This window comes from Mucilaginibacter sp. (genome assembly GCF_028288225.1).
In the GTDB taxonomy this organism is placed as follows: Bacteria; Bacteroidota; Bacteroidia; order Sphingobacteriales; family Sphingobacteriaceae; genus Mucilaginibacter.
The window spans coordinates 1-24,651 of sequence record NZ_JAQBOC010000049.1 but is presented as its reverse complement, the minus strand read 5'-3'; the positions used below and the strand labels follow the sequence as shown (position 1 = coordinate 24,651).

Genomic DNA, 24,651 nt, shown 5'->3' with positions numbered 1-24,651 from the left:
CCTATTTACTCAATAATTCAGTAACTCACTATCCACTTCTTATTTTCTTATCTCGGCTCCGGCTTCTTTACCTAAGTTATAAATTAATTTCTGCATAATGCTGTCAATCGCTTTATCGGTCAGGGTTTTTTCAATATCCTGAATAATGAAACTCAGGGCGTATGATTTTTTACCCTCCGGCAGTTTGTCGCCTTCGTAAACATCAAATACACTAACCTCCTTTAATAACTTACGCTCCGTTCTCTGAGCAATTTGTTTTAACTGGCCAAAAGAAACGCTTTTATCTATCAACATGGAAAGATCGCGCCTTACTGCCGGGAATTTAGAAACCTCCTGGTAAACGATCTTATTTTTGCGCACCGCTGTTAATACCAGATCGAAATTAAAATCGGCATAAAATACCTCTTTATCCATATCGGCCTTTTTCAAAGCAATTGCAGCCACCGGGCCAAACTTAACCAGCTGTTTACCATTAAGCATATACTGCAGTCCGAAAGCCAGTTTTTTGCAGGTAGCATCTTCTACTACATGACCGGTAATGTTTAGGCGCTCTAAAATACCATCAACAATAGCCTTCAGATTATAGAACGATACTGGTTTTGGCTTCTGATTCCATTGTTCGGCTGCGTTAGCACCGGTAATGAATATCGAAAAACGTTGTACCTCACTGTATTTATCATCCTTTACACTGTAAACCTTGCCAAACTCGTAAAATTTCAGGTCGGCAGCACGGCGGTTCTGATTGTAGGCAATAGCTTCCAGACCAGAGTATAGCATGGTTTGGCGCATCACATCCAGATCACTGCTCAGCGGGTTCAGAATTTTTACCGCAATATCCAAATTATCCGAATAAGCCGACTTGGTTAATGAGTTTGATAAGATCTCATTAAATCCATTGGCCGTAAGCAAATCAGAAAGCTGGTTTTGTACCGTATCCTTATCAGGCCTTTGTGATGTATTGAGTGATGCCCTTACCTGCACTGGTATTTCGATATTATTGTAGCCGTAAATACGCAGTACTTCTTCTACAATATCAACCTCGCGGGTTACATCAACACGGTAGGGCGGTACCTGTAGTGAAAGACCAGCAGCTGTTTCACCAACTACTTTAATATCCAAAGCTTCAATAATCTCCTTAATCTCTCCATGTGGAATATCCTTGCCTATCAACCTGTGAATGTTGCTATAACTTACATCAAAAGCAAATGGTGCAACCGGAACAGGGTAATGATCAACTATATCAGATGACACCTCGCCACCGGCAACCTGCTGTATCAGCAAGACGGCACGCTTTAGGGCAAACACCGTCATATCCGGATCTGTACCGCGCTCAAACCTGAACGATGCATCCGTTTTTAAGCCATGTCTTTTAGCAGTTTTACGGATAGATACCGAATTAAAATAAGCGCTTTCAATAAAAATGGTATTGGTTGATGCTTTAATACCGGAGTGGATACCACCAAAAACACCGGCAATACTCATAGGCTCTTCAGTATTACCAATCATCAGATCATGCTCAGATAGTTTGCGCTCTACATCATCAAGGGTTTTAAAAAGCGTTCCTTCGGGATAGTTTTTAGCAAATATTGTATTACCCTTTATTTCGTCGGCATCAAAAGCATGCAATGGCTGACCTAATTCATGCAGTACATAATTCGTAACATCCACAATGTTGTTAATGGAACGAATACCAATTACTGCTAATCTTTCTTTTAACCATTTAGGTGATTCCTTAACCTGAACTCCGCTAATGGTAACGCCTGAAAAACGCAGGGCTGCCTGCTCATTCTCCACCACAACGGCAATTGGGCGACTGTTATTAGCAACTTTAAATGCGCTAATATCGGGTTTGGTGACACCAATCTTTAAAAACGCGGCAACATCACGGGCGGTACCTAAATGCGATGCGGCATCGGCACGATTAGGGGTTAAACCTATCTCGTACATATAATCGTCGTTCAGTTTAAAGTAGTCTTTAGCCAAAGCGCCTACAGGGGCATCAGCATCAAGCACCATGATACCGGCATGATCAGTACCCAAGCCTATCTCGTCCTCGGCGCAGATCATCCCTTCGGATGCTTCACCACGTATTTTTGATTTTTTGATGGCAAATGGTTCGCCTGTTACGGGATATACAGTAGTACCAACGGTTGCCACCACTACTTTTTGCCCGGCGGCTACGTTAGCAGCGCCGCAAACAATCTGTAGATCTTCCGGACCGCCAACATCAACCTTGGTTACATGCAGATGATCTGAATTGGCGTGGTCTGTACATTCTTTTACGTACCCTATCACCAGGCCTTCTAATCCGCCGGGGATGGGTTGTACTTTTTCCAGGCTCTCCACCTCCAAACCGGTACCGGTTAAGATTATAGAAATCTCCTGGGGAGTTTTATCGGTATCAATAAATTCTTTAAGCCAGTTATACGATATCTTCATTATTCAGAAATGATAATCGGCAAAGATACGATTTAGGCTGAAAGGTGAAAGATGTGCAGATTACAAATGTGCAGATATGCAGATTACAGATGTGCAAATGATTTGAAAATTTCCGGATTGATTTATTTGTCAGGCTTAGTTTATCATCTGCACATTTGAAATTCATCATCTGTACATCCATAATCCACACATTTGCACATCTACAACATCCCCTCATCGCCAAAGCTATAATATCCAGCATCGGTCAGTATCAAGTGGTCGAGGATGTGAATGTCCAGCATGCGCCCCGCGGCACTTATCTTTTTGGTGAGGTCAATGTCCTGGTGACTTGGTTTCAGGTTACCTGAGGGATGATTATGCACCAGTATGATACCGCTGGCCTGTTGTTGCAGCGCCATATGGAAAATAATCTTCGGATCGGCTACAGTAGCTGACAACCCGCCTTTACTTACCAGCTCTTTGGAGAGTACTTTTTGTGAACTCCCTACCAGTATGATCCAAAATTCCTCATGGTTCAGATCAATCAGATGCCTACGCATGATGTTGTAGGCATCACGGCTGCTGTTGATGTATTCAATAGCCTTGGTTTCAGTTTCGTTGCGGCGGCGGCCTATCTCCAGAGCTGCTATGATAGATATAGCTTTGGCCTCTCCTATTCCTTTAAATTTAGAAAGTTCGCTGATAGATGCTTTGCCCAGCTTGTTCAGATCGTTTTCATAATGGTGCAGGATGCGTTTGCTTAACTCCACTGCGCTTTCGGTTCGGCTGCCCGAGCCAATTAGTATGGCTATCAGTTCGGCATCGGTTAGCGCACGTCTGCCCTGGGTGCTCAGCTTCTCGCGTGGACGATCCTCTTCGGCCCAGGCTTTGATGCTGATCTTGTCGTTATAGTTTTCCACGGCATTAAATTATGGAAAAAAAACAGCAAACAAAAAAGGGGATCATACCTGCGGTACAATCCCCTTTTAATATTTTGTAGCTACAATTAGCTTAAGCCATTAACAAATTTAGTAAGCTTTGATTTATTGTTCGAAGCTTTATTTTTGTGAATAACATTCTTTTTAGCCAAACGGTCTAACATAGAGATCACTTTAACTAAAAGTGCACTTGCATCAGCTTTAGTGGTTGTGCCTCTTAATTTTTTAATAGCGTTCCTGGTTGTTTTAGCCTGGTACCTGTTACGCAGACGCTTCGCAGCGTTTGACCTGATTCTTTTTAAAGATGATTTATGATTTGCCATTGTATAGCTTTGTTATTCTTTTTTCTATTTATTTTAAGGACTGCAAATATAGGGTGATAAATTTAAATATGCAAGTGCTTTTTCAAATTTAAAATATGTATTTAAACTATTCAAAAGGTTACTTCTCAATCTGGTACACCAATTTACAGCAAATGTAAAGTAATTTCACTTTATAAGCAGACGTTATATTTCATAGATTTAACAGCGTATGAGCACAGATAGCACCAAAAGATTCAGCAACCGGGTAGATGATTACGTGAAATACAGGCCGCACTACCCCGTCGAAATTATCGACTTTTTACAGCATAATTATGCCTTATCAACAGATAAGTTAATAGCAGATGTAGGTGCCGGTACCGGTATATCAACCACTTTGTTCCTTGATGCTGGCTACCGGGTAATTGCCGTTGAACCCAACACCGAAATGCGGGAGAAAGCCATGGAACTGCTACATTCATTTTCAGGCTTTAAAGCGGTAGATGGCACAGCAGAAAATACCGGATTGCAAGCCGGCAGTGTTGACACGGTTATTGCCGGGCAGGCTTTCCACTGGTTTAATGCTCAAAATACCCGAACTGAGTTTAAAAAAATATTAAAACCAGGTGGCATTGTTGTACTGATATGGAACGAAAGAAAAATAGAGTCGGTATTTGAAAAGGAGTATGATCAGCTGATCATTACACACGGCCAGGAATACGTAAAGCTTGATCACCGTAATATTGATGCCAACCACATCGGCGCGTTTTTTAATCCCAAACCATTTCGCCTGGAAGTATTTCAGAACAAGCAGGTTTTTGACTTTGAAGGATTAACAGGGCGCTTGCTTTCATCTTCCTATATGCCTACTAAAGACCAGGCTGGATACGAGCCCATGATCAATGACTTGAAAAGTCTTTTTAATAAATATCAGCAGCATGATATAATTACCATTAATTATGACACCAAAGTTTACGTTGGGAAACTTTGATTAATAGCGATACATTTTCAGTTAAAATCAAAATTTATCAACTTATTAAAATAAACCTATATAATTATTAATATAGCAAAAACATAACCACAAAACGCACTTCAATTAGCATGTTCTCTATTCAAAACAAACACCCACATCAAAGTTTTTATATTATAATAAATATTATTCATTCGTTTCATTAATTTATTACGCATTCTAGTTTTGTTCAAATGTTTTTTTTTAAACAGCCTTTTGATACTTCTATTTTGATACTTCTATACGTATACAGATACCCCATGAAAGAGTCTGTGTATTTTAATTTATTAAAAAATATTTTATACGTATAGTTATTATTGGAACCAGAGGAGTTCCGAATCATTACGGAGGATTTGAACAGTGTGCCGAATATCTAGCGGCCGGACTCGTAAAAAAGGGTTATGAGGTAGTGGTTTACAATTCGCACAATCATCCTTACCAGGAAAAAACCTGCAATTCAGTTGAGATATGTCATTGCTATGATCCCGAATACAAATTAGGTACGGCAAGTCAGTTTTTATATGACTATAACTGCATAAAAGATTTAAGAAAAAAAAGATTTGATGTTATTCTTCAATTAGGATACACCAGCAGTTCAATTTGGGGCTGGCTTTTGCCCAGAAGCGCTGTTGTTACTACTAATATGGATGGATTGGAATGGACAAGATTCCAATATTCGAAACCTGTGCAAATATTTTTGAAATTTGCAGAAAAGCTGGCTATCAGATACAGTGACTTTCTAATATCAGATTCTGTAGAAATACAAAAGTATATTGAAAATAAGTACAATAAAAAGTCGACTTATATAGCTTATGGCGCCGAAATATTTGAAAACCCGGATGTAACATTCCCTGATGAGTTTGATTTAAAAATCAATCAGTATGATATGCTGATTGCCCGGTTTGAACCCGAAAACAGTATAGAAGTAATTTTAGATGGTGTAGTTAAAGCCAATAACGGCCGAAAGTTTTTGGTTATAGGCAACAATGACAATGATTTTGGCACCCACTTAAAAAATAAATTTGCCAGCCATGAAAATATTAAGTTTTGTGGAGGTATTTATGACCTGAGCAAACTTAATAATCTGAGATACTTTTCTAATTTATATTTTCATGGCCATACTGTTGGGGTACCAATCCGTCATTATTGGAGGCTATGGCATCCAATAGCCTGATCTGTTCAAATGACAATAAATTTAACCGGGCGGTTCTGGATACTAATGCCGTGTATTTTTTAACTGCTGATGATGTGGCTCATCATTTACTTACTGTAAACAAAAGCGAGCCACAGTATGCACAGCTGATGGAAAATAACAAGCAAAAGATAACTGAACTTTATACCTGCGACAAAATTGTAAGCGCTTATGCAAATCACTTTGAATATATTGTATCACAACGCGGCGCAAAAGCATATCAATTAGATGTGCTTAAACCAGAAGTGTCTTTAGAGTAATCTATAAAAATGCTATATTATTGTAGCAAGACTTATAGCAGCGTAACGGTTTACGCTGCTATAAGTCTATTATTCACCAGATAATCCTTTACCTCCTTAAAATCCAGGAATAGCTTATCGGCTATAGTTAATTTATCATGTTCATCTGTATTGCTTTGTATGGCAAAACAAGTTAACCCAGCTGCTTTTGCCGATTTTACCCCATTGATAGTATCTTCAAAAACAAGGCACTCCTCTTTTTGCAGACCTAGCTTTTCTACACACACCAGGTAACTTTCAGGGTCGGGTTTACTTTTGGTAACCTCGGTACGGGTAATGATCAGTTTAAAATATTTCCCTAAACCATTCCTTTCAAAAACAGCTTCCACATCCTGCCGCGGGCTTGAGGTTACCAAGGCAAGGATTAAAGCATTTTGGTGGAAATACTCCAACACATCAGCCACATGGGGCATCAGGTTTACATCTTTAGTTTTTAAACGTTCAAGGGTTAGCTTTTCGCGACGTTCAATGATCTGAGGGAGTGGTTTGTCGATGCCATATTTTTCAACCAGCCGAGCGGCATTGGTGGGTAATGGCACGCCGGCATAATTTTTCAGCCAATCTTCATAAGTTAATTTAGCACCCGATTCTGTTAAAATCTCGTTCCAGCATTCAAAATGAAAAAACTCAGAATCAATTAATGTACCGTCAAGATCAAATAATAATGCCTTAGGGGCTTTCATAGTAAATGGTTTAAGAACTTTAAAAGTAAAAACTAATTCCTTTAAAACAGGCATTCGCTCCTATTAATTTTAATGCTACTTTTAAATATGCATTATTGGTTACCCGCTTTATTAATTCTTGGTATCATATTATTAATAATTGGCTTTTTAAAAAGCAGCCATTTAAAAAAGAAAAAACTGGCCGAAATAAAAGAACGATGGGGTAAACCAAAGGATATATACCGGAGCTTTAAATTGATTGCTGCTTATTTAACCGCGTACGGCAGCAAAAGTGATATAGCAGATGCTACGGCAACTGACCTTGACATAGACGATGTGTTTAGCTATATCGATCGTACCAACTCTAAACCTGGTCAGCAATATCTGTACAAAAAGCTTCACTCACCCGAAATTTCCGAAACCTATTTCAACACGCTCGAACAAAGAATTGAACAAATAAATAAGGATCAAACGTTAAGAGAACTCACTGAACTTAAACTATCCGACTTAGGCAACACTGATGCCTATTATCTTCCTGAGTTATTCAGTAAAACGCATAAATCTTTATTTACACCGCTTGTAACCTTATATATATGCATAGCTCCTTTTTTAACGCTTTGGTTAATTATCAGCCTATTTATAGTTCCTAATCAATTTGCCCTGATATTACTTTTTATACTGCTTATTGCCAATGTAATTATCCACTATAGCAATAAAACCAAAATGATAAACTACACGCATGCGTTGCCACAGCTTTTAATTTTAAACAATGTGGGCAAATGGCTGGCAGATCATCACTTATTTGAAAAAGATGAGATAACTAACAAAAGTTTGGTTAATACTGCAAAACTGAAAAAATCTTTGAGTTTCATTAATCTGCAAAACAAGGCAGCTATTGATCCCACGGATATCGCCTATCTTATTACCGAGTGGCTAAAGATGTTCCTGCTGATTGAACCGTTGATATTTATTTTTTCGATAAGCCGGGTTAACAAGTATCTGGATGATATTAAAGTGCTTTATAAGGCTGTAGCCCGGGTTGATATGGCCATCTCCATACAATCAGTACGGGTTGGCTCGCCACATCATTGCATACCCCGTTTTTTAACCGGTAGCGAAAACATGGTTATAAAAAATCTGTATCATCCCCTTATTGAAAATTGTGTGGCAAACTCCATCAGTATAGATAACAAACAAGGAGTTTTGGTTACAGGGTCAAACATGTCGGGTAAAACCACATTTATCAGGGCTATCGCTATAAACGCGCTGTTATCGCAAACTATCAATACCAGTTTTGCAAGTGTGTATAACGCCCCACCGCTAAAAATTTTCACAAGCATTAATATGAGCGATGATCTGGGCGAACACAAAAGCTATTTCCAGGCCGAGGCATTATCAGTTAAAAACATCATCATGGAGGCTACTGCCAGTAAACCTGTTAACAGCCTGGTTATTATTGATGAAATTTTCAGAGGAACCAATACCATTGAAAGAATTGCGGCCGCAAAAGCGGTACTCTCCTATTTTATTGAGAATAAAAGCTTTGTATTTGTATCAACCCATGATCTTGAACTTGCCGAACTACTGGGGCATGACTATAAGGTTTTTTCGTTTGAGGAACTTATCGGCGATGACCGATTGGTGTTTGATTATAAAATTAAAGAGGGATTACTTAAAAACCGGAACGGAATAGCCGTTTTAAAAGGCCTGGGCTTTCCGGAGAGTATTATTGATGAAGCAAATAAAGTAAGCATACAGTTACGGGATAAATACGCTCTGTAAATTTAGCCATGATCAAAGTAAAGAAACTCCAAACTCATCACTCAAAGCTTACTACTATATGAAGCGAAGCATCATATAGAGTTTATCGGGAGTCTGTTTAATCATATTATGTTCGTCGTGGGGGTTCTTTGCACATTACCGCATTAACAGACTGGCAGTTTTCATACTGCCAAAAGCCATGGCAGCCTTTTACAGGAGCAATATTGATTATATAACCCAACACGCCGTGAGCGCCGACAAACGCCGTTACGTGGACACATTGGAAGCGCCAAGACATTTTTTTGATGCCGACCATTATGGTAAAAAGCCTTTTACTGCCATGCCTCAAAAATGGCTGGATGCCGCTGCCAAATACTCAGCAGATACTTTGAATAAATATGGTACCCTGCCCTGGGCCATTCAATACCAGTATTACAGACTGATAAGGGCATTTAAGGCACATGATACTACCGCCATCCTAAACGCGTCGGCCTACCTGGGCCATTATGTTGCCGATGCGCATGTCCCCCTGCATCTTACCCTGAATTATAATGGTCAACTTACTGATCAAATTGGCATTCATGGCCTATGGGAAACCCGCTTACCAGAGCTGTTTGGCGATCGCTATCGGTATTATGCCGGCAAGGCCCGTTATATCGAAAATCCGCTAACCAAGGCTTTTAAAATTTGCCGGGCCTCATTTAATAGCGTCGACACGGTATTGCGTTTTGAGCGTATCCTCAACAAAACTTTTCCGGCCGATAAAAAGTACAGCCTGGTACGGCGCAACAATAGAAAAATTACTGATTATTCAATTGCCTATAGTCCGGCTTATCAAAAAATGTTAAAGGGAATGGTAGAACGGCAAATGCGGGCATCCATACTTTCGGTAGGAAGTTTCTGATATTCGGCCTGGGTTGATGCCGGGCAACCCGATCTGAATAAACTGATAGAACAGCCCATGCCGCTCAGTGAACAGCATAAACTGCACCGCGAAGAAGCCTTATACCGAAAACCGGAAAATACAACTACCAGATAACCAAATAGTACCCAGGATATAAGGTATTTTGCGATTATTTAGTCGTAGCTTTTTTAGCGGATCTGTTTTTTATAGCCGCATAAATTGGCGGAACTACAGATATCAGAATAATGGCCATTACCACCAGCGTAAAGTTCTGCTTGATAACCGGAATGTTCCCAAAAAAGAAACCGATAAACAAAAAGCTAAGTACCCAGGCCGTACCGCCTACAATATTGTATAAACTATATCGTAAAAATGGCATGCGTCCTACCCCAGCCACAAATGGCGCTATTGTTCTGATAATAGGTAAAAACCTGCTGAATATAACAGCCTTACCACCATGCTTATCAAAAAAAGCCTTGGTACTCAGGTAGTATTCTAATTTTAATATCTTATTATTTTCTTTAAAAACCTTGGGACCTAAATAATTACCCAGCAAGTAGTTAACCGTATTTCCTGTAAAAGCGGCTATTACCAGTATTACAGCAATCAAAGTAATATCTAAACCGGTTTGGCCGGTGGCTATTAATGCTCCTGCTGCAAATAATAGGGAGTCGCCGGGCAAAAATGGAGTAACAACAAAGCCGGTTTCGGCAAAAATTATGGCAAACAGTATCAAATACGTCCAGCCCTGGTAATCTCTTGTTATCTGGCTCAGATGAACATCAATATGCAGTATAAAGTCGATAATGCTTTTTATTACTTCCACAGTTTTAAATTTTGGCCAAAAATAGGAATATAAAAGTAATAGCAGCTATTGCGTGCTCTTCAAAAGTAAATTATTAGTTAATACACCAGTGCCAAACGCAGCCGAATCCGTACGACCAACAATACCCTGCGTATAAATAGTATAGGCGCGGCCATCCTGTATAGTGACAATGGGGGTTGTAGCTTCAATTTTAGTTGGTGTAGTATGTACAGTTACAGTAAAAATATAATTACCTGCCGGCAACTGAACATACGGCGATAATGTATTAAAAGCCAATTGCTTATCTGTTACTTTAGTGCCATTTGCCCAAAGATCAAGTTCAGGCGACGATGCCGATGTGTGCGCAAATCTTACCTTACCCCGCCCTGACGACGGCAGCGTTACGGTATCGAGCGATAAAATAGAATTTTTAATAGAGCTATCGCTCCGGAAGCCCGTAATAAACAGGGTATATTTAGAATTGGATTTTAATGTAGTATTAATGGTAAGTATGTTTGTAGCGGCAGCCGTGCTCAGGCGCATTTGTAAGGGAGGCACAAGTGTTGACAGATAAAAATACCCCGAACTGGCAGGATAAGCATAAGTGGTTGTGCTTATCCTTACAAAATTCTGATATAAATTGAGTGGCTGTGCATCAAGACTTAAATTTAAAATTTGTAACTGTGTATTTAATCCCGACGCATTGGCATTAGTACCCTTACCGCATGATGATATAAATGGGAGCAGTAAAACACCCATAGTAAATAAAAGCATGGAAACCAGTAAGCCGTTTTTATGTTGATTAGCCATTAAATAGGTTTTATTGATTAACTATTAAGCTGGTATTAAGCGCCTGGTTACCCACTGTGCCTACCAGGCCATAACTATATATGGTATAAATTTGCCCTGAATTAAGTATTACCGTTGTATCGCGTTTCGGGTTTGAAGACGATGATGCCTGATATACGCTAACATTATGTGAAAATCCACCTTTAACCTTAATAAAATCGGTAGTGGTTTTATAAGCCACGCTGCTAAATTTTATGGTATCTAAAATGGTGGTGGCCGTAGAACCTCCTTCAAAAGCTACAACTAAAGGACTTGAATCAGGCGAAGCATTTACAAACCTGACCAATGCGTTACCAGCGGTATCAGCCGTTAATACATCGTTGGTCATAAACGCATTGTCGGCTGTTTGGCCGCTTATATATAGCGAATATTTTTTACCGCTATCAAGTGTCAATGGTTTGGTGAACAGGATATTTTCATTACCTGCAATTTTAAACTGGTAATTTTGCGTACCCGAAGCAACATTGAAGACATAGCCAAGTGACCCGCCCGGGTAAAAGCTCGTTGTGTTATTGAGCCTGGTACCATTTAAATAAAAATTGATGGTGTTTGATGACGCATTAACCAAATTAAGTTGGGCGGTTGTCAGAACCGTTGGGGCATCGTTATTTTTTTTACAAGATAGCCAGCCCGCAACAACTACCATAATAAACAAAGCTTTAATCCTGATATTCATATATAATTATAAGCTATATAACTGCTTACCGCAATTTTTGTTATCCCGGCGAACAAAAAAGTCCGGTTTTTAAAGCCGGACTCGATTTTGGATTTATAATTTAAGTTTACACTTAAGCATAACTATTGAGCATAACCGGCATAACCAGCATCAGCACATCTTCGTTTTCATCACCACCCTGTGGCAGCAATAATCCGGCACGGTTAGGTGTCGACATCTCCAAAGATACTTCTTCGCAACTTAAATTCTTTAACATTTCTATTAAAAAACGTGCATTGAAGCCAATTTCCATGTCTTCGCCTTCATATTGGCAGCTTAAACGCTCGTGCGCTTCGTTTGCAAAATCAATATCTTCTGATGATATATTCAGCTCGCTGCCATTAATTTTAAGCCTTACCTGGTGCGTGGTTTTGTTGGCATAAATAGCCACACGATTTAACGATCCCAGGAAGGTTAGCCTGTCAATACTTAATTTATTCGGGTTGGTTTGTGGTATAACCGCTTCGTAATCAGGATAGCGTTCATCAATCAAACGGCAAACCAGGTTAATATTACCAAATTTAAAGAACGCGCTGGTAGAGTTATACTCAACCGATACATTCACATCATCAGTTGGTAACGATGATTTAAGCAGTGTTAACGCTTTTTTAGGTAATATGAACGATGTTGTGCTTGCCGCTTTAGCATCCTTACGGCGGTAACGTACCAGCTTGTGCGCATCGGTAGCTACAAAAGTAAGGTGCTGGGTACTCAGCTGACAGTAAACACCTGTCATGGCCGGGCGCAGTTCATCGTTGCTTACCGCAAAAATGGTTTTGTTTATCGCTTCGGCCAATACCGAGGCAGGTAAATTTACTGACGATGCATTTTCAACTACCGGTATCTTCGGAAAATCCTCACCATTCTCTCCGCTCAGTTTGTACTTTCCGTCGCCTGCATTAATTTCAATGGCAAATGTGTTATCATCTACAGAAAAAGCTACAGGTTGCTCCGGTAACGATTTCAAGGTCTCTAACAAAATGCGCGATGGTATAGCAATGCGGCCATTCTCTTTAGACTCAACAGTTAAAGAAGTGGTCATGCTGGTTTGCAGGTCGGTTGCAGAGATGGTTAAGTTTCCATCCTTTATCTCGAACAAAAAGTTTTCCAGTATAGGCAATACGGTACTATTACTTAAAGCGCCACTCACTGCCTGCAATTGTTTGAGTAATGTTGATGTAGAAACAATAAATCTCATATGGGTCTATTTAATCAAAAATATAAAACTTAGCCTCACCTAAATCCTCTCCAAAGGAGAGGACTTTAACTCCTCGCTCTTTGAACCTTCTCCTTTGGAGAGGGCAGGGTGAGGCCAAATGGTTATCAAAAATATAAAATTTAATGGGCATACTTCCGCTTACGAATATAATGTTGAAAAATAGCACATATTAACACTAAGATAAGGGGTGTTATAGTGTTTACCAACTGCCAATACATTTTTTCGTTGCGTATGCGGACCCGGTTAAGCAAACGCAGCTTTACCTCTTTGGTACGCAGGACTATCAAGCCCGAATCATCGGTCATATAATCGGCAATATTCAACAGCAGATTTTTATTGCCATAGGTTTGCCGCGTATAATGGTCGTACCCCAGCGGATATGGTGAGCCATCGGTACCTACCTGGTTTTTCAGGATATCCCCATCACTGATCACAATCATTTTGGTAGGCTGACTTTCGGGTTGTATAGTTACTTGCTCTTTAAGTCCTTCGGGCAGCGGCCTGTTTCGCCAGTCAGATATAAACTTACCCTCCAGTAATACCCCAACAGTTTTGGGTGTACTCTGAAAATCTTTGGTATTGGGTTCCTGTTCCAGGGCCTGTAACGACAGCACATGCGGCACACTCACTTTTTTATTATAGGGCGATGAGCTAAGCAGGATAGTTTTTTTAACGTCCTTAGTATCCAGCACATCAATGGTACTGGCAAATTCGCTGCTGATGCCATCCAGGTTTTTTACAACAGGATGTTTAGAAACGGGCATAAATATGGGGTAAAACAGCCAGGGCAGCATTTGTATCTGTGCCTGCCCACCCACATTGCCTGTACTTACCGGTATTGGCGAACAGCTCATATCGGCGATCAGATCATAATTGATGCGGATACCATAACGAAAAAGCTGATCGTCCAGGTTCAGTTGTTTGGCGAAGGCCAGCTGCTCGCCACCATGGCCACGCAAGCTATCCAGTTCGGCGTTTACCTGGTCAATCGTCCACAGTACGCGGCCACCATGCATAATATATTGGTCGAGCTTAAACTTTTGCAGTTCGGTGAATTTTTTATCAGGTTTGGGGATCACCAGCAGTTTTATTTTTTGCAATCCTGTAAACGTAATACTATCCAAATTAACCCGGCCAACTTCGTAACCATCCGAAAGGGATTTCATGGCATCATTCAGTTGCAGGTCGGTTAGTTCGTTATGCCCTTCGGTAAAGCCAATTTGTGGTTTGCCCCCACTGGTTGCTTTTTTGATGGCCGATGTAAAAGCGTATTCCAGGTTTTGGATGGAGTTGTTCAGCACCTCATCGGGCGACAAGCCAATCCTGCTCAGCAACAGTTTAACCGGTATTTCCTTGCCATTTGCCATTACCAAAGCCGATGGAAAAATGATCATTTGCGATACACCATCGTCGGTTTTAACACTGAGGTTAGTCGGCTCAACGCCTTTGGCCTCCAGCTCCTGTATGGCCTGCGCTTGCTGATCGCCGGCAAGATTTTTCAGCGGGTCAGCAAATTCAAACTGTAACTTGCGGTGACTATAGGCCTGCAGATCGTTCAGCATATCGCGCGTAGCTCCCTGCAAACGTTTAAAGCCACCCGGTAAACTGCCCCCCTGCAAATAAACAGTAACCTTTACAGGTTGTTGCAGACCGTCCATGATTTGCCTGCTGATAGGCGATATAGTGTATCGTTTTTCGGTAGTAAAATCAAAACGGGTGAAAGTTATGATAGAAACAAGTGCAATAACTATTAAGCCGCCTACGTACCCCAACATGGTAGCGGTAAACAACTTCTTTTTGCGCTGACAGATAATAACAAACAATGTAAGCCATATGAATATACCGGCAACAATAATAAAGTAAGCCAGATCGCGGGTATCCAACACACCACGGCTTACCGACTGGTAATGTTCCGTAATACCCAGGTTTTGCAAACCCAGATCCTGCAGGGATAACAATTGGCTCAATGAATCAAATCCGCTGTAAAAAAAGAAACATAAGAACACCGCGATAGTAAAAGCGATGATCTGGTTTTTGGTTACTGATGATGCAAACAGACCGATAGCCGCGAATGCCGCGCCCAGCAAAAACAAACCGATATACGAGCCAATAACCGCCCCGGTATCAATATTACCTTGAGGCGTGCCCAGCGTACTTACCGAGTAATAATAAACCAGTGTTGGCAGTAGTGCAAAAAGCACCAGCAGCACACTAGCCAGGTATTTTCCCAACACAATTTGCCAGTCGGTAAGGGGGCGGGTAAAAAGGAGTTCGAAGGTGCCCTCCTTACGCTCCTCGGCCAGCGAACGCATAGTGATGGCCGGTATCAGGAACATAAACAGGTAAGGCGCGGTGCTAAACAGGCTATCGAGCCCGGCATAACCATAATCTAAAATGCTGGAATCAGGAAACACCCACAAAAACAAACCCAGCACCAATAAAAACACGCCAATGGTAACATAAGCCACCAGCGAGCTGAGATAGGATGTAATTTCTTTTTTAAGGATGCTAAGCACTTTTTTCACCAGGTGTTAAGCGCCGAAATTACAACATTATTAGGCTAAAGCAAAGGGCTTGCTAAGTTAAAAGGCCGGGAGAAATTCTCCCGGGCTTTTAATAATTATCAATATCTATTTACGGACACATCTTCAAATAATTTATGATAAGTTTTTTATTAAAATACTCTCTTGGGTTCAATACCAAGGCTTAAGATATTACCGGTTGTAATTTCCCTGGTGTTATAATTTGTACCATCAAATGATGTTATTACAGGCTGGTCAAAACTTAATGTTGCCTCTCCTAGATAATCAGAAGTTAAGGTTGTTTTAACGCTAAATGTTCTTTTTTCGCTGGTTGTAGCGCTTGCGCCAAATTTTAAACCTATTTTTTCAATAGAAGAATTTGTTATTTCAAAATTAGCAGCGAAAGTGGTTGTATTTTCATAAGATTGAGTAACTTCTTGTGAATTATCATACTCATAAACAATAAACTTCCAGGCTGTACCGTAATTTTGCAAATCCCATGGCACCAATTCTACGTTAGGGTGATATTCTTTAGGGGTAATACTTTTTAATTTATATATTAATATTTTCAAAGGTTTAGATTCTTCCATAGTATACTGAAGATCAAATAAATCACCTGGCCTCACGCTTATAACCTTAGTTAAATCATTACCCAACCCATTTTTTGAATTTATTAAAACAGTAATTCTAAACTCAAAATTACCATCAGTCCACATAGTGGATGGAAAGTCCTTAAACCCAGGATGATGTCCATAAGCGGGATTCATTTTTGGATCACCGTCCTGATCTGCTATCATATTTAATGCGTCTGGAGTTAAAAACCTCATAGTAGTAATAAACTCGCTATAATTATTCTTAAACTGCCCTCTCGGATTACTTGCTGTTAAACCATAATATATATAATCTCGATGCCATTCATTGCCTGAGTTATAAGCCGCGATGTTTATTGGGTCGATACCACTGGCACCTGTTACCCGGTTTGGGCTTAACTTATTTGTCTTAACTTTAGGGTTAACATTGTTAAAAGCCTCATCAGCAAAATTCAGAACTAAACCGTCACCATTATAAACACTCGAAGATTGAGCGCTCGATCCAATACTATTGGATGTTAATTTAGTACTTGTTCCAACTACAACTCTTTCATTTTGTTTAATTAACAATACAGGAAAGCCTGGTATTTCATCGGCGGCTATAGTACTTTCTTTTCCCTTATCATCATAAAATAACACACCACTGTTTGCAGTATTTGAAACGGCTACTACCGGAACTTCCGTGCTGGAATTCCACTTTTCAGGGGAAAAATTTGGCAACGTAGGGACAAATATGGTTAATAAAGGTAATTGCTGTTCAACGGCTTCCAGTTCTTCTTTTGATGCAGCGAAACGAACCAATTTTTCGTGCAGGGTTTCTGTCCCATTGATCTTGGTGTCTTTGATCATTTGATAAAGTACATCATGATCATTATCAAACTGTTTTAAACTTTCGTCTTTCAAAAATGATCGCAAAGCAGCATCGTCTTTAACGGCTTTTGCTAAGATTTTGGCAAATGTAATTTGCGATTTGTTTACTACTGCGTTCTCAGCGGTAACGGTGTTGTTTACAGGTGTGTTATTGGGTGTAGCGATGTCTTTTTTGCAGGATTGCATCAATACAAGACATGACAAGGCCATGCCAATAACGGATAAGTGTTTTTTCATTGTTTTTCTGTTAGGTTTGAAGATGTGATAAAGGATATTGGTATAAGGCAAATATATATCTTACTAAATAAATAACACCAATTAATAAAATATTATAAATAAAATAATAACAATAAATTAATAACCAGCAAGATAAATGACTAATATCATACATATTTATATATTTACCACTTGCATACAAAAAAAGGCCGGGAGAAATTCTCCCGGCCTTTTAATAATTATCAATTGTTGCTTTTCTTAGAAACGGTATGCTAAGCGCAAAGCTGCCTGACCGATAGTTCCATTGTTTGACCAACCTTCGTAACGAACACCGACCTCAAAACCCCCATCAAAGGTATAGCCAATACCCGGAGAATAAGCAAATGCAGTACCTGTACCACTTTTTGTACCAAAAGCAGCACCTAACTGACCTTCAGCAAAAAATCCATTTTCAATGTAGTATTTGATACCAACTTTTACCGGAATAAAACCAACAGAACCAAATCCTAAATCTTTTAATACACTTTTTGGATGTAACGAACTGTAACCAGCAGAGATAGTAAACAGGGTGCTTGCTGCAATAGGAAGTTCATACTTAAGTGAACCACCGATCAAATAATTGTACCCGTTGTGGATATCACCTACCGGTAAACCGGCTTCAAGGCCGATACTGAATTTTCCGTCACCTGATTTGGTTTGCGCAAAACTTGAGAATGCTGTGCCTCCTAAAATTACTAAGGCTAATAGAATTTTTTTCATAATGATTAGATTGTGTTTATAATTATACAACACCATAGGATTTTCCTATAGTGCGGTTTTTTTAGGGATATATAATAGACGTTGCCAATTGCAAAACGTTACAATATCCATGAATGTTTTTGCTAAATAATACGGTTTATGTATTGATCTTTAAGAAAGAATATGCTACTCTTCCCGGCAGCAGGACCGATAGATCTATTTTAATAATAGGATAAAGAATTAGGTATAACAAAAGTAACAGATTATTTTTAATATAAAAATATTAATTACCCACGGTAAGTGCTATAAATATCTGTTCAAGTGTAGTATTGTTGTTTTTAGCGCGCAGGTTATGCAGCGTATCATCGGCTACTATTTTTCCTTTATTAATGATGATCACTTGATTACATACTGCCTCAACCTCCTGCATAATATGGGTAGAGAGGATAATGGTTTTGGTTTTCCCAAGGTCGGTAATCAACTGACGGATACCGATCAGTTGGTTTGGGTCAAGGCCCGAGGTTGGTTCATCCAGGATCAGTACATCGGGGTTATGCAGCAGGGCCTGTGCAAGTCCCACCCTTTGGCGGTAACCTTTTGACAGTTGTGCTATTTTTTTATGCTGCTCAGGGCCAAGGCCGGTTTGTTCAATAATATTGGCGATGCGTTTTTCAGGCTCCTGTATCTGGTGGATGCCCGCAATAAAGCCCAGCGACTCTTTTACATACATATCCGGGTAAAGCGGGTTACTTTCGGGCAGGTAACCTATATGGCGGCGCACTTCCAACGATTGGGTTACCACGTCGTACCCGCATACCGATGCCGTGCCCGATGTTTGCGGGATAAAGCCGGTCAGTATTTTCATGGTGGTTGATTTGCCCGCGCCATTCGGTCCTAAAAAGCCCAATACCCCCGGCCCTGCATTAAAGCTGATGCTATCAACTGCTTTTTGATCGCCATAAAGTTTTGTTAATGCTTTTACCTGGATACTCATGCGGTAAAAATAGGTTTTAGATAGGAGATTTAGGACAGCAGATGTAAGATTTTGGTTAATGGTAATATGAATTACCTGATGATAGTAACCGGGCCGGATACCTTTTCGCCTCCATTCTTAGGGTCAATGATATAATAGTACGTGCCTGAAGGCACAGGTTTACCATTAATTGTTCCGTCCCAGGGTTGCTGGTAACCTACAGACCGGTATACAATTGATCCGTAACGGTTAAAAACACTTACGGTGCAATTAGCATACGGTAGTAATCCAACTATATACCAGGTGTCGTTATATCCATCCCCATTAGGTGTAAAGGTGTTAGGTACAACAACTTTAGCCGGAATTGATATAGAAGCCGTTATAGCATTGGAAACCACCGGCAAATTGATGATACATTTGCCACCAGAAGTTAAGGTACAGCTAACAACATCTCCATTCAATAATGTTTTGATGGTAAAGCTTGGGCTGTTTGTACCAGCGTTTTGCCCGTTAACCGTCCATTGATAAACAGGATTATCCAGCGGACTCAATGATAGAGTAGCCGTAAATGTAATGGGTGTACCAATAACCACCGTTCCTTTGACAGATGATGCGATAGTTAAGGCAAGCGTAACATATGGACTGGAAGTTAACGTTGCCTGATTAGATACAGGTGAAGGCATCGGCATACATCCGTCATTATTGGTAACCACACAGGTAATAATATCACCTGCTTTCAAAGTACTGCTGATGTAAGTATCCTTATTATCACCGCTATTTTGGCCATTTACCTGCCATTGATAGCTTGGGTGAGTACCCGCATTAACCGGTATGGCAGTATAAGTAAGGATTAAACCATCGCAGCTATCATAAAAAGAAGGGGTAACACTAACCGAAGGCGTAACCAGGGCCGCAACCGTTAAGGTCTGAGATACCGGAGTAGCCGGATTATACAAATTGTTGCCGCTTTGCGATACAGTAATGGTAGTAGTGCCCACACTAACAATATGCACCATACCTGCTGCCGAAACCGTAGCTACAGCTGGGTTACTGCTAACATAAGTAAGTGGAATGGTTGAATTGGAACTAATAGCATCTGCCGAAAAATCGGGACTACAGGTATATTTAACTTCAATAGGCAGAAATAATATAATCTGGTCCTGGGTAATAGTAAATTTTCTTTCTACAGGTGTGGCAGGGCTAAAATTCTCGTTACCGCTTTGATAGGCCGTAATAGTTGTAACCCCTGGGGCAATAACATGAATTTGCCCATCTGCTCCCACATAAGCCACATCAGGGTTGCTGCTGGTATAAACGATGGGGGTTTCGTTCTGATTACTGGTAGCATCAGGGTGCAAAATATTATCAGGATCAATTTTAGCAACTACCGGAGGCGGAAAAGTAATAATTGATGGCTTTAATATGATTTCCTGTACTACCTGGATATTGACCGTAGTACTGTTACTGCCGCCTCCGTTATAAGCGGTTATCGTATAATCCGTTGGGGGTGATAAAACAGTTGGTGTGCCCGAAATAACACCTGTTTCAGGATCAAAGCTTAAACCAGCAGGCAGGACCTTATCAATAGTATAACCTGATATCACTACCTTCCTTACGTCGTTATTAACATTCTCACCCACAAACAAATTACCTTTTCCATCCAGTGCCAATCCAAGGGGGCCATTAAAAGTAGCTACATTCCCATTACCGTTAGTTGAGCCGGTTCCTCCGGTTCCGGCTACCGTTGTAACCACTCCAGCCGGGCTAATTTTTTTTACCGTATTACTTTGCATATCGGCCACATACACATTACCCGTAACGTCAACCCTAAGCTCACGGGGGAAATTAAACCCTGTAGCAAAAGTGGTGACTGTACCCCCGGGGGTTATTTTCCTAATCATATTATTTCCAGCCTCTGCAACATATAAATTACCAGCAGCATCCAGCCCAACCGCTGTTGGTGTGTTAAAAGTTGCTGATAATGCTGGACCATTCGCCGATCCTGCTGCACCACTGCCTGCATAAGTTGTTACTACACCGGCGGCTGTTACTTTTCTGATCAGGTTATTGGCCTGATCGGCTACATAAATATTACCTGCTGCATCAACCGCTAAACCCCTCGGGCTGTTAAACGTTGCTGTTGAACCTGGGCCGTTAGCCGAACCACTGGTGTGGGGGGTGCCGGCGAGGGTTGTTACTAAACCACCCGGTGTTATTTTCCTTATTAAGTGACTTAATTGATCGCTAACGTATATATTGCCGGCAGCATCCGAAACTAAGCCATCGGGCTCATCAAAACTTGCCGCTGTACCCAAACCATCATCCCAGCCTGCCATACCATGTCCGGCAAAAACTGACAAATTACCTGAAGGTGTAAGCTTGTAGATCGTGTTATTACTCCAGTCTGCAATAAATACGTTTCCCGTCGGATCAACCGCGACGCTCGTTACCGTAATAAACGATCCTGGTGCACCATTACCCGCTACAGTACTTACCTGTCCGTAAATGGCTGCTGGTACTTCCCCACCGCTATTGGTTGGTGCTAAAGAGGTAATCGGTATATTTATAACATATTTATTCGGAGTTTTATATTTGATAACAGGTGCCTGGGCAAATAAATATCCGGTATAAAAATTCAATGAAACAAGCATCAACGCTGCGGCACGTAAAATTGAAAACAGCGAATACATTATTGTTTTGATCGGAAATGTGATAAAGTAAAAATCCAACGAAAAATAAGGTTTTTTCGTTGGATTTTTAAATCATTTATCATCAAGATCTATTGCTTTGAAAAAAGCATTCCTTCTTTGTAAATAACGAGGTGATTTTCGTCACCCAAAAGAAGATTCGAAACTGGCAATGGCAAATTTCCTTCTAGGTTAGTGTTATCGCCACAGGTGTTCGGAAGAAATAAAACGTATGTAGAACGATTTGAGAAACTCTCTCCTGAGCGTCAGTGAAAAATCTTATACGTACAGTTAATAAAAGTGGTGACACTGTTTTGCCAGTACGAAAAAAATACAAATCATTGATTATCAATCGTTAATAAACGTTCATGAGCGTTCATGGTGTGAATATGAACAGTATAAGAGTTTTCGCTGCGGTCGAAATATATTTTTCCGTACACTCCAGGCTTTTCCGGCTTCGGCTCTTCCGAACACCTATGGTGTTGTTACCAATATTATATTTTACTAATGACTCTTAGTTGTACGTTACTTTTCAAAAACAACAGCATCAGCGTTCGCCCCCAGCTTTGCTAATGTTTCGGTTAATTCGGCAACCATTGGATCTGGACCACAAACGTAAAAATGCTTTTTAAAATCAGTAACCTCGGCCTTTAAAAACTTACTATCAATGCGGCGATGGTCGTTTTTGCCTCCCTTTTGCTGGGTTGTGGTAAACCGGGCATTTTCACCGAGCATCGTTTTTAGTTCATCGGCTAAAATAATATCCTTGTCAGTTTTGTTGGAGAAAAACAGGATATTATCCTCCAGCTTACCTTCTTTATAAAGTTGTCTTAATATGGCAATAAATGGGGTTATGCCTGCACCTCCGGCTATAAAATAACCAGGGCCTTTATATTCAATAGCGCCCCAGGCCTCTCTTAAAATCAGTTCATCGCCAACATTAAGCTTGCCCAGGTGATTGGTTACGCCCTCATGATCGGTGTATATTTTAATGGTGAACTGCAAGTAATGATCATCCGTAAGACAGGTAAAGGTAAAAGGGTTCTTTTTATCTGTCCAGCCTTCCTGGTTAATAGATAGCTCGGTTGCCTGCCCCGGTGTAAAGATGAAACCATCGGGTTTTTCAACAATAAACTGTTTTACATTATGCGTAACGGGATGTATATCGAGTATCCTGACGATGTGTTCCATAAAACGGTAATTAATTGATTTTCTATACTAATCGAATTTACCTCTTTTTGGTTTTAATTAAAGTAATTTAGTGCTTTTACCCCGATGACTTTAAGCTTTTTACCTTTCGCTTTCAGCTTTCTGCCTAAATTGTATCTTTGCAGCTATTATGAGCAAATCAACCGACGAACTTTTTAAAAATGTTATATCGCATGCCAAAGAATATGGCTTTGTTTTTCCTTCGAGCGAGATATATGATGGTTTAAGCGCCGTTTATGATTACGGTCAGTTTGGTGCCGAATTAAAGAACAACATCAAAACTTACTGGTGGAAAGCCATGGTGCAAATGAATGATAACATTGTAGGTATTGATTCGGCCATATTTATGCACCCTAAAATATGGAAGGCCAGCGGGCACGTTGATGGTTTCAGCGACCCGATGATCGATAATAAGGATTCAAAAAAACGCTACCGCGCTGATCAGCTGCTGGAAGATAAAATAGACCGCTACGATAAAGACGGCAAAACGGATAAAGCCGAACAACTGCAACATGATATGGACGAGGCCCTTAAAAATGAGGATCTGCCCCGCCTGAAAGAACTGATTATTGAGCACGAAATTGCCTGCCCCGTAAGCGGTACCCGCAACTGGACCGATGTACGTCAGTTTAACCTGATGTTCAGTACCCAGATGGGCGCTGTTGCCGATGATGCCGATGTGGTTTATCTGCGCCCGGAAACCGCGCAGGGTATATTTGTAAACTACCTGAACGTACAAAAATCAGGCAGGATGAAAATTCCGTTTGGTATTGCTCAAATTGGTAAAGCTTTCCGTAACGAGGTAATTGCACGCCAGTTTATTATCCGCATGCGCGAGTTTGAGCAAATGGAGATGCAGTTTTTTGTACGCCCTGGCACACAAAAAGAATGGTTTAACCAATGGAAGGAAGCCCGTTTACAGTGGCACCTTGCCCTGGGAACCGATGCAGCCAAATACCGCTACCACGAACACGTAAAATTGGCTCATTACGCCGATGCTGCGTATGATATTGAGTTTGAATTTCCATTCGGCTTTAAAGAAGTTGAAGGCATACACAGCCGTACCGATTTTGATTTGAGCCAGCATCAGAAATTCTCAGGTAAAAAACTCCAGTATTTTGATCCTGAGATTGACCCTGAAACAGATAAACCTTATGGTAACTATATCCCTTACGTAATTGAAACTTCGATAGGGTTAGACAGAATGTTCCTACTTACCATGATCAATGCTTTTGAGGAAGAAAACCTGAGTACCGAAGAAAAACAGGATAGCCGCACCGTACTGCACCTGCATCCTTGCCTGGCTCCCGTTAAAGCCGCTATTTTCCCGCTGACCAAAAAAGATGGTCTGCCCGAAAAAGCACGTGAGATCATGGACAAACTAAAGATCGATTTCAACATACAGTACGAAGAAAAAGATGCCATAGGCAAACGTTACCGCCGTCAGGATGCCATTGGTACACCATACTGTATCACCGTTGATCATCAAACACTGGAAGACAATACCGTTACCATCCGCCACCGCGACAGCATGGCGCAGGAACGCGTTGCTGCCGATCAGCTTGACAAAATCATTGGTGATGGTGTTAGCTGGAGAAATTTATTGAAGTAATTGTAAGTAACATTAAAAAAAAAGGCCCGCTGAATCAGGAGGGCACTGAAAAAGTGGCTATTTATCAAAAGGGGCTGATTTCAATATTGAAATCAGCCCCTTTTTCTTTGATGTATTCGGATAAGTGGTGGAGAGCATTTTCGTACAGACGATTCTCAGCAACT

Annotated in this window: 20 protein-coding genes; 6 read left to right on the top strand and 14 right to left on the bottom strand. The window is 40.5% G+C overall.

Annotated elements, in window-relative coordinates; translation table 11 throughout:
* Positions 1 to 39 precede the first annotated feature (39 nt).
* From pheT to rpsT, 3 genes are all read right to left on the bottom strand, one after another.
* Entirely contained in the window at positions 40 to 2,439 is a 2,400-nt protein-coding gene (gene pheT / locus JWQ54_RS14825; protein ID WP_299586064.1) for a phenylalanine--tRNA ligase subunit beta, read from the bottom strand.
* A 200-nt stretch (positions 2,440 to 2,639) separates the two neighbouring features.
* A complete protein-coding gene (gene radC / locus JWQ54_RS14820; RefSeq protein ID WP_299586062.1) occupies positions 2,640 to 3,338 on the bottom strand; it encodes a DNA repair protein RadC in 699 nt (232 codons plus the stop codon).
* 86 nt (positions 3,339 to 3,424) lie between these two features.
* Positions 3,425 to 3,679, bottom strand: a complete 255-nt coding sequence (gene rpsT, locus JWQ54_RS14815) for a 30S ribosomal protein S20 (protein ID WP_299586060.1) — start codon at positions 3,677 to 3,679, stop codon at positions 3,425 to 3,427.
* Positions 3,680 to 3,887: 208 nt separating this feature from the next.
* On the opposite strand from rpsT, the gene JWQ54_RS14810 reads away from it, so the two are divergent.
* From JWQ54_RS14810 to JWQ54_RS14800, 3 genes are all read left to right on the top strand, one after another.
* On the top strand, positions 3,888 to 4,646 hold the full coding sequence (locus tag JWQ54_RS14810; RefSeq protein WP_299586058.1) for a class I SAM-dependent methyltransferase: 759 nt from the start codon (positions 3,888 to 3,890) through the stop codon (positions 4,644 to 4,646).
* Positions 4,647 to 4,950: 304 nt separating this feature from the next.
* The gene (locus JWQ54_RS14805) at positions 4,951 to 5,838 is read left to right on the top strand and encodes a DUF1972 domain-containing protein (RefSeq protein WP_367187101.1); all 888 of its coding nucleotides are present in this window, start codon (positions 4,951 to 4,953) and stop codon (positions 5,836 to 5,838) included.
* Positions 5,820 to 6,116: a hypothetical protein gene (locus JWQ54_RS14800; protein WP_299586055.1), complete on the top strand. Its 297-nt coding sequence runs from the start codon at positions 5,820 to 5,822 to the stop codon at positions 6,114 to 6,116. The genes JWQ54_RS14805 and JWQ54_RS14800 overlap by 19 nt, the downstream gene beginning before the upstream one ends.
* Positions 6,117 to 6,166: 50 nt before the next feature.
* On the opposite strand, the gene JWQ54_RS14795 is transcribed toward JWQ54_RS14800, so the two are convergent.
* Positions 6,167 to 6,838, bottom strand: coding sequence for an HAD family phosphatase (locus tag JWQ54_RS14795; RefSeq protein WP_299586052.1), 672 nt, complete (start codon positions 6,836 to 6,838; stop codon positions 6,167 to 6,169).
* A gap of 87 nt (positions 6,839 to 6,925) precedes the next feature.
* Between JWQ54_RS14795 and JWQ54_RS14790 the strand changes: the two genes are divergently transcribed.
* Together JWQ54_RS14790 and JWQ54_RS14785 are read left to right on the top strand one after the other, a co-directional pair.
* Entirely contained in the window at positions 6,926 to 8,599 is a 1,674-nt protein-coding gene (locus JWQ54_RS14790; protein ID WP_299586050.1) for a hypothetical protein, read from the top strand.
* 100 nt (positions 8,600 to 8,699) lie between these two features.
* Positions 8,700 to 9,482 carry a zinc dependent phospholipase C family protein gene (locus JWQ54_RS14785; protein ID WP_367187100.1) on the top strand — a complete coding sequence of 261 codons (783 nt, stop codon included), beginning with the start codon at positions 8,700 to 8,702 and terminating at the stop codon, positions 9,480 to 9,482.
* A gap of 169 nt (positions 9,483 to 9,651) precedes the next feature.
* Here the strand turns inward: JWQ54_RS14785 and JWQ54_RS14780 are convergent, their stop codons facing one another.
* The 10 genes from JWQ54_RS14780 to JWQ54_RS14735 form a co-directional block, all read right to left on the bottom strand.
* Positions 9,652 to 10,308, bottom strand: coding sequence for a DedA family protein (locus tag JWQ54_RS14780; protein WP_299586048.1), 657 nt, complete (start codon positions 10,306 to 10,308; stop codon positions 9,652 to 9,654).
* A gap of 45 nt (positions 10,309 to 10,353) precedes the next feature.
* Positions 10,354 to 11,097, bottom strand: a complete 744-nt coding sequence (locus JWQ54_RS14775) for a DUF4397 domain-containing protein (RefSeq protein WP_299586046.1) — start codon at positions 11,095 to 11,097, stop codon at positions 10,354 to 10,356.
* Positions 11,098 to 11,107: 10 nt separating this feature from the next.
* Complete coding sequence (locus JWQ54_RS14770; RefSeq protein ID WP_299586044.1) at positions 11,108 to 11,812, bottom strand: DUF4397 domain-containing protein; 705 nt, start codon at positions 11,810 to 11,812, stop codon at positions 11,108 to 11,110.
* Positions 11,813 to 11,924: 112 nt separating this feature from the next.
* Entirely contained in the window at positions 11,925 to 13,049 is a 1,125-nt protein-coding gene (dnaN, locus tag JWQ54_RS14765; RefSeq protein WP_299586041.1) for a DNA polymerase III subunit beta, read from the bottom strand.
* A gap of 140 nt (positions 13,050 to 13,189) precedes the next feature.
* Positions 13,190 to 15,595 carry a gliding motility-associated ABC transporter substrate-binding protein GldG gene (gldG, locus tag JWQ54_RS14760; RefSeq protein ID WP_299586038.1) on the bottom strand — a complete coding sequence of 802 codons (2,406 nt, stop codon included), beginning with the start codon at positions 15,593 to 15,595 and terminating at the stop codon, positions 13,190 to 13,192.
* A gap of 149 nt (positions 15,596 to 15,744) precedes the next feature.
* Positions 15,745 to 17,289 carry a hypothetical protein gene (locus tag JWQ54_RS14755; RefSeq protein ID WP_299586036.1) on the bottom strand — a complete coding sequence of 515 codons (1,545 nt, stop codon included), beginning with the start codon at positions 17,287 to 17,289 and terminating at the stop codon, positions 15,745 to 15,747.
* A 237-nt stretch (positions 17,290 to 17,526) separates the two neighbouring features.
* Positions 17,527 to 18,027 (bottom strand): hypothetical protein, encoded by a 501-nt coding sequence (locus JWQ54_RS14750; RefSeq protein WP_299586033.1) that lies wholly within the window; start codon positions 18,025 to 18,027, stop codon positions 17,527 to 17,529.
* A 262-nt stretch (positions 18,028 to 18,289) separates the two neighbouring features.
* The gene (locus tag JWQ54_RS14745; RefSeq protein WP_299586030.1) at positions 18,290 to 19,000 is read right to left on the bottom strand and encodes an ATP-binding cassette domain-containing protein; all 711 of its coding nucleotides are present in this window, start codon (positions 18,998 to 19,000) and stop codon (positions 18,290 to 18,292) included.
* 71 nt (positions 19,001 to 19,071) lie between these two features.
* A complete protein-coding gene (locus tag JWQ54_RS14740) occupies positions 19,072 to 21,669 on the bottom strand; it encodes a gliding motility-associated C-terminal domain-containing protein (RefSeq protein WP_299586027.1) in 2,598 nt (865 codons plus the stop codon).
* Between the two features lie 522 nt (positions 21,670 to 22,191).
* Positions 22,192 to 22,857 carry a flavodoxin reductase gene (locus JWQ54_RS14735; protein ID WP_299586024.1) on the bottom strand — a complete coding sequence of 222 codons (666 nt, stop codon included), beginning with the start codon at positions 22,855 to 22,857 and terminating at the stop codon, positions 22,192 to 22,194.
* A 148-nt stretch (positions 22,858 to 23,005) separates the two neighbouring features.
* On the opposite strand from JWQ54_RS14735, the gene JWQ54_RS14730 reads away from it, so the two are divergent.
* On the top strand, positions 23,006 to 24,487 hold the full coding sequence (locus tag JWQ54_RS14730; protein WP_299586021.1) for a glycine--tRNA ligase: 1,482 nt from the start codon (positions 23,006 to 23,008) through the stop codon (positions 24,485 to 24,487).
* The last annotated feature ends 164 nt before the right edge of the window (positions 24,488 to 24,651 follow it).

Coding starts and splice junctions, on each gene's coding strand:
- pheT (WP_299586064.1), bottom strand. CDS start 2,439: ATGAAGATATCGTATAACTGGCTTAAAGAATTTATTGATACCGATAAA.
- rpsT (WP_299586060.1), bottom strand. CDS start 3,679: ATGGCAAATCATAAATCATCTTTAAAAAGAATCAGGTCAAACGCTGCG.
- JWQ54_RS14810 (WP_299586058.1), top strand. CDS start 3,888: ATGAGCACAGATAGCACCAAAAGATTCAGCAACCGGGTAGATGATTAC.
- JWQ54_RS14800 (WP_299586055.1), top strand. CDS start 5,820: ATGGCATCCAATAGCCTGATCTGTTCAAATGACAATAAATTTAACCGG.
- JWQ54_RS14795 (WP_299586052.1), bottom strand. CDS start 6,838: ATGAAAGCCCCTAAGGCATTATTATTTGATCTTGACGGTACATTAATT.
- JWQ54_RS14790 (WP_299586050.1), top strand. CDS start 6,926: ATGCATTATTGGTTACCCGCTTTATTAATTCTTGGTATCATATTATTA.
- JWQ54_RS14775 (WP_299586046.1), bottom strand. CDS start 11,097: ATGGCTAATCAACATAAAAACGGCTTACTGGTTTCCATGCTTTTATTT.
- JWQ54_RS14770 (WP_299586044.1), bottom strand. CDS start 11,812: ATGAATATCAGGATTAAAGCTTTGTTTATTATGGTAGTTGTTGCGGGC.
- dnaN (WP_299586041.1), bottom strand. CDS start 13,049: ATGAGATTTATTGTTTCTACATCAACATTACTCAAACAATTGCAGGCA.
- JWQ54_RS14755 (WP_299586036.1), bottom strand. CDS start 17,289: ATGAAAAAACACTTATCCGTTATTGGCATGGCCTTGTCATGTCTTGTA.
- JWQ54_RS14750 (WP_299586033.1), bottom strand. CDS start 18,027: ATGAAAAAAATTCTATTAGCCTTAGTAATTTTAGGAGGCACAGCATTC.
- JWQ54_RS14745 (WP_299586030.1), bottom strand. CDS start 19,000: ATGAGTATCCAGGTAAAAGCATTAACAAAACTTTATGGCGATCAAAAA.
- JWQ54_RS14740 (WP_299586027.1), bottom strand. CDS start 21,669: ATGTATTCGCTGTTTTCAATTTTACGTGCCGCAGCGTTGATGCTTGTT.
- JWQ54_RS14735 (WP_299586024.1), bottom strand. CDS start 22,857: ATGGAACACATCGTCAGGATACTCGATATACATCCCGTTACGCATAAT.
- JWQ54_RS14730 (WP_299586021.1), top strand. CDS start 23,006: ATGAGCAAATCAACCGACGAACTTTTTAAAAATGTTATATCGCATGCC.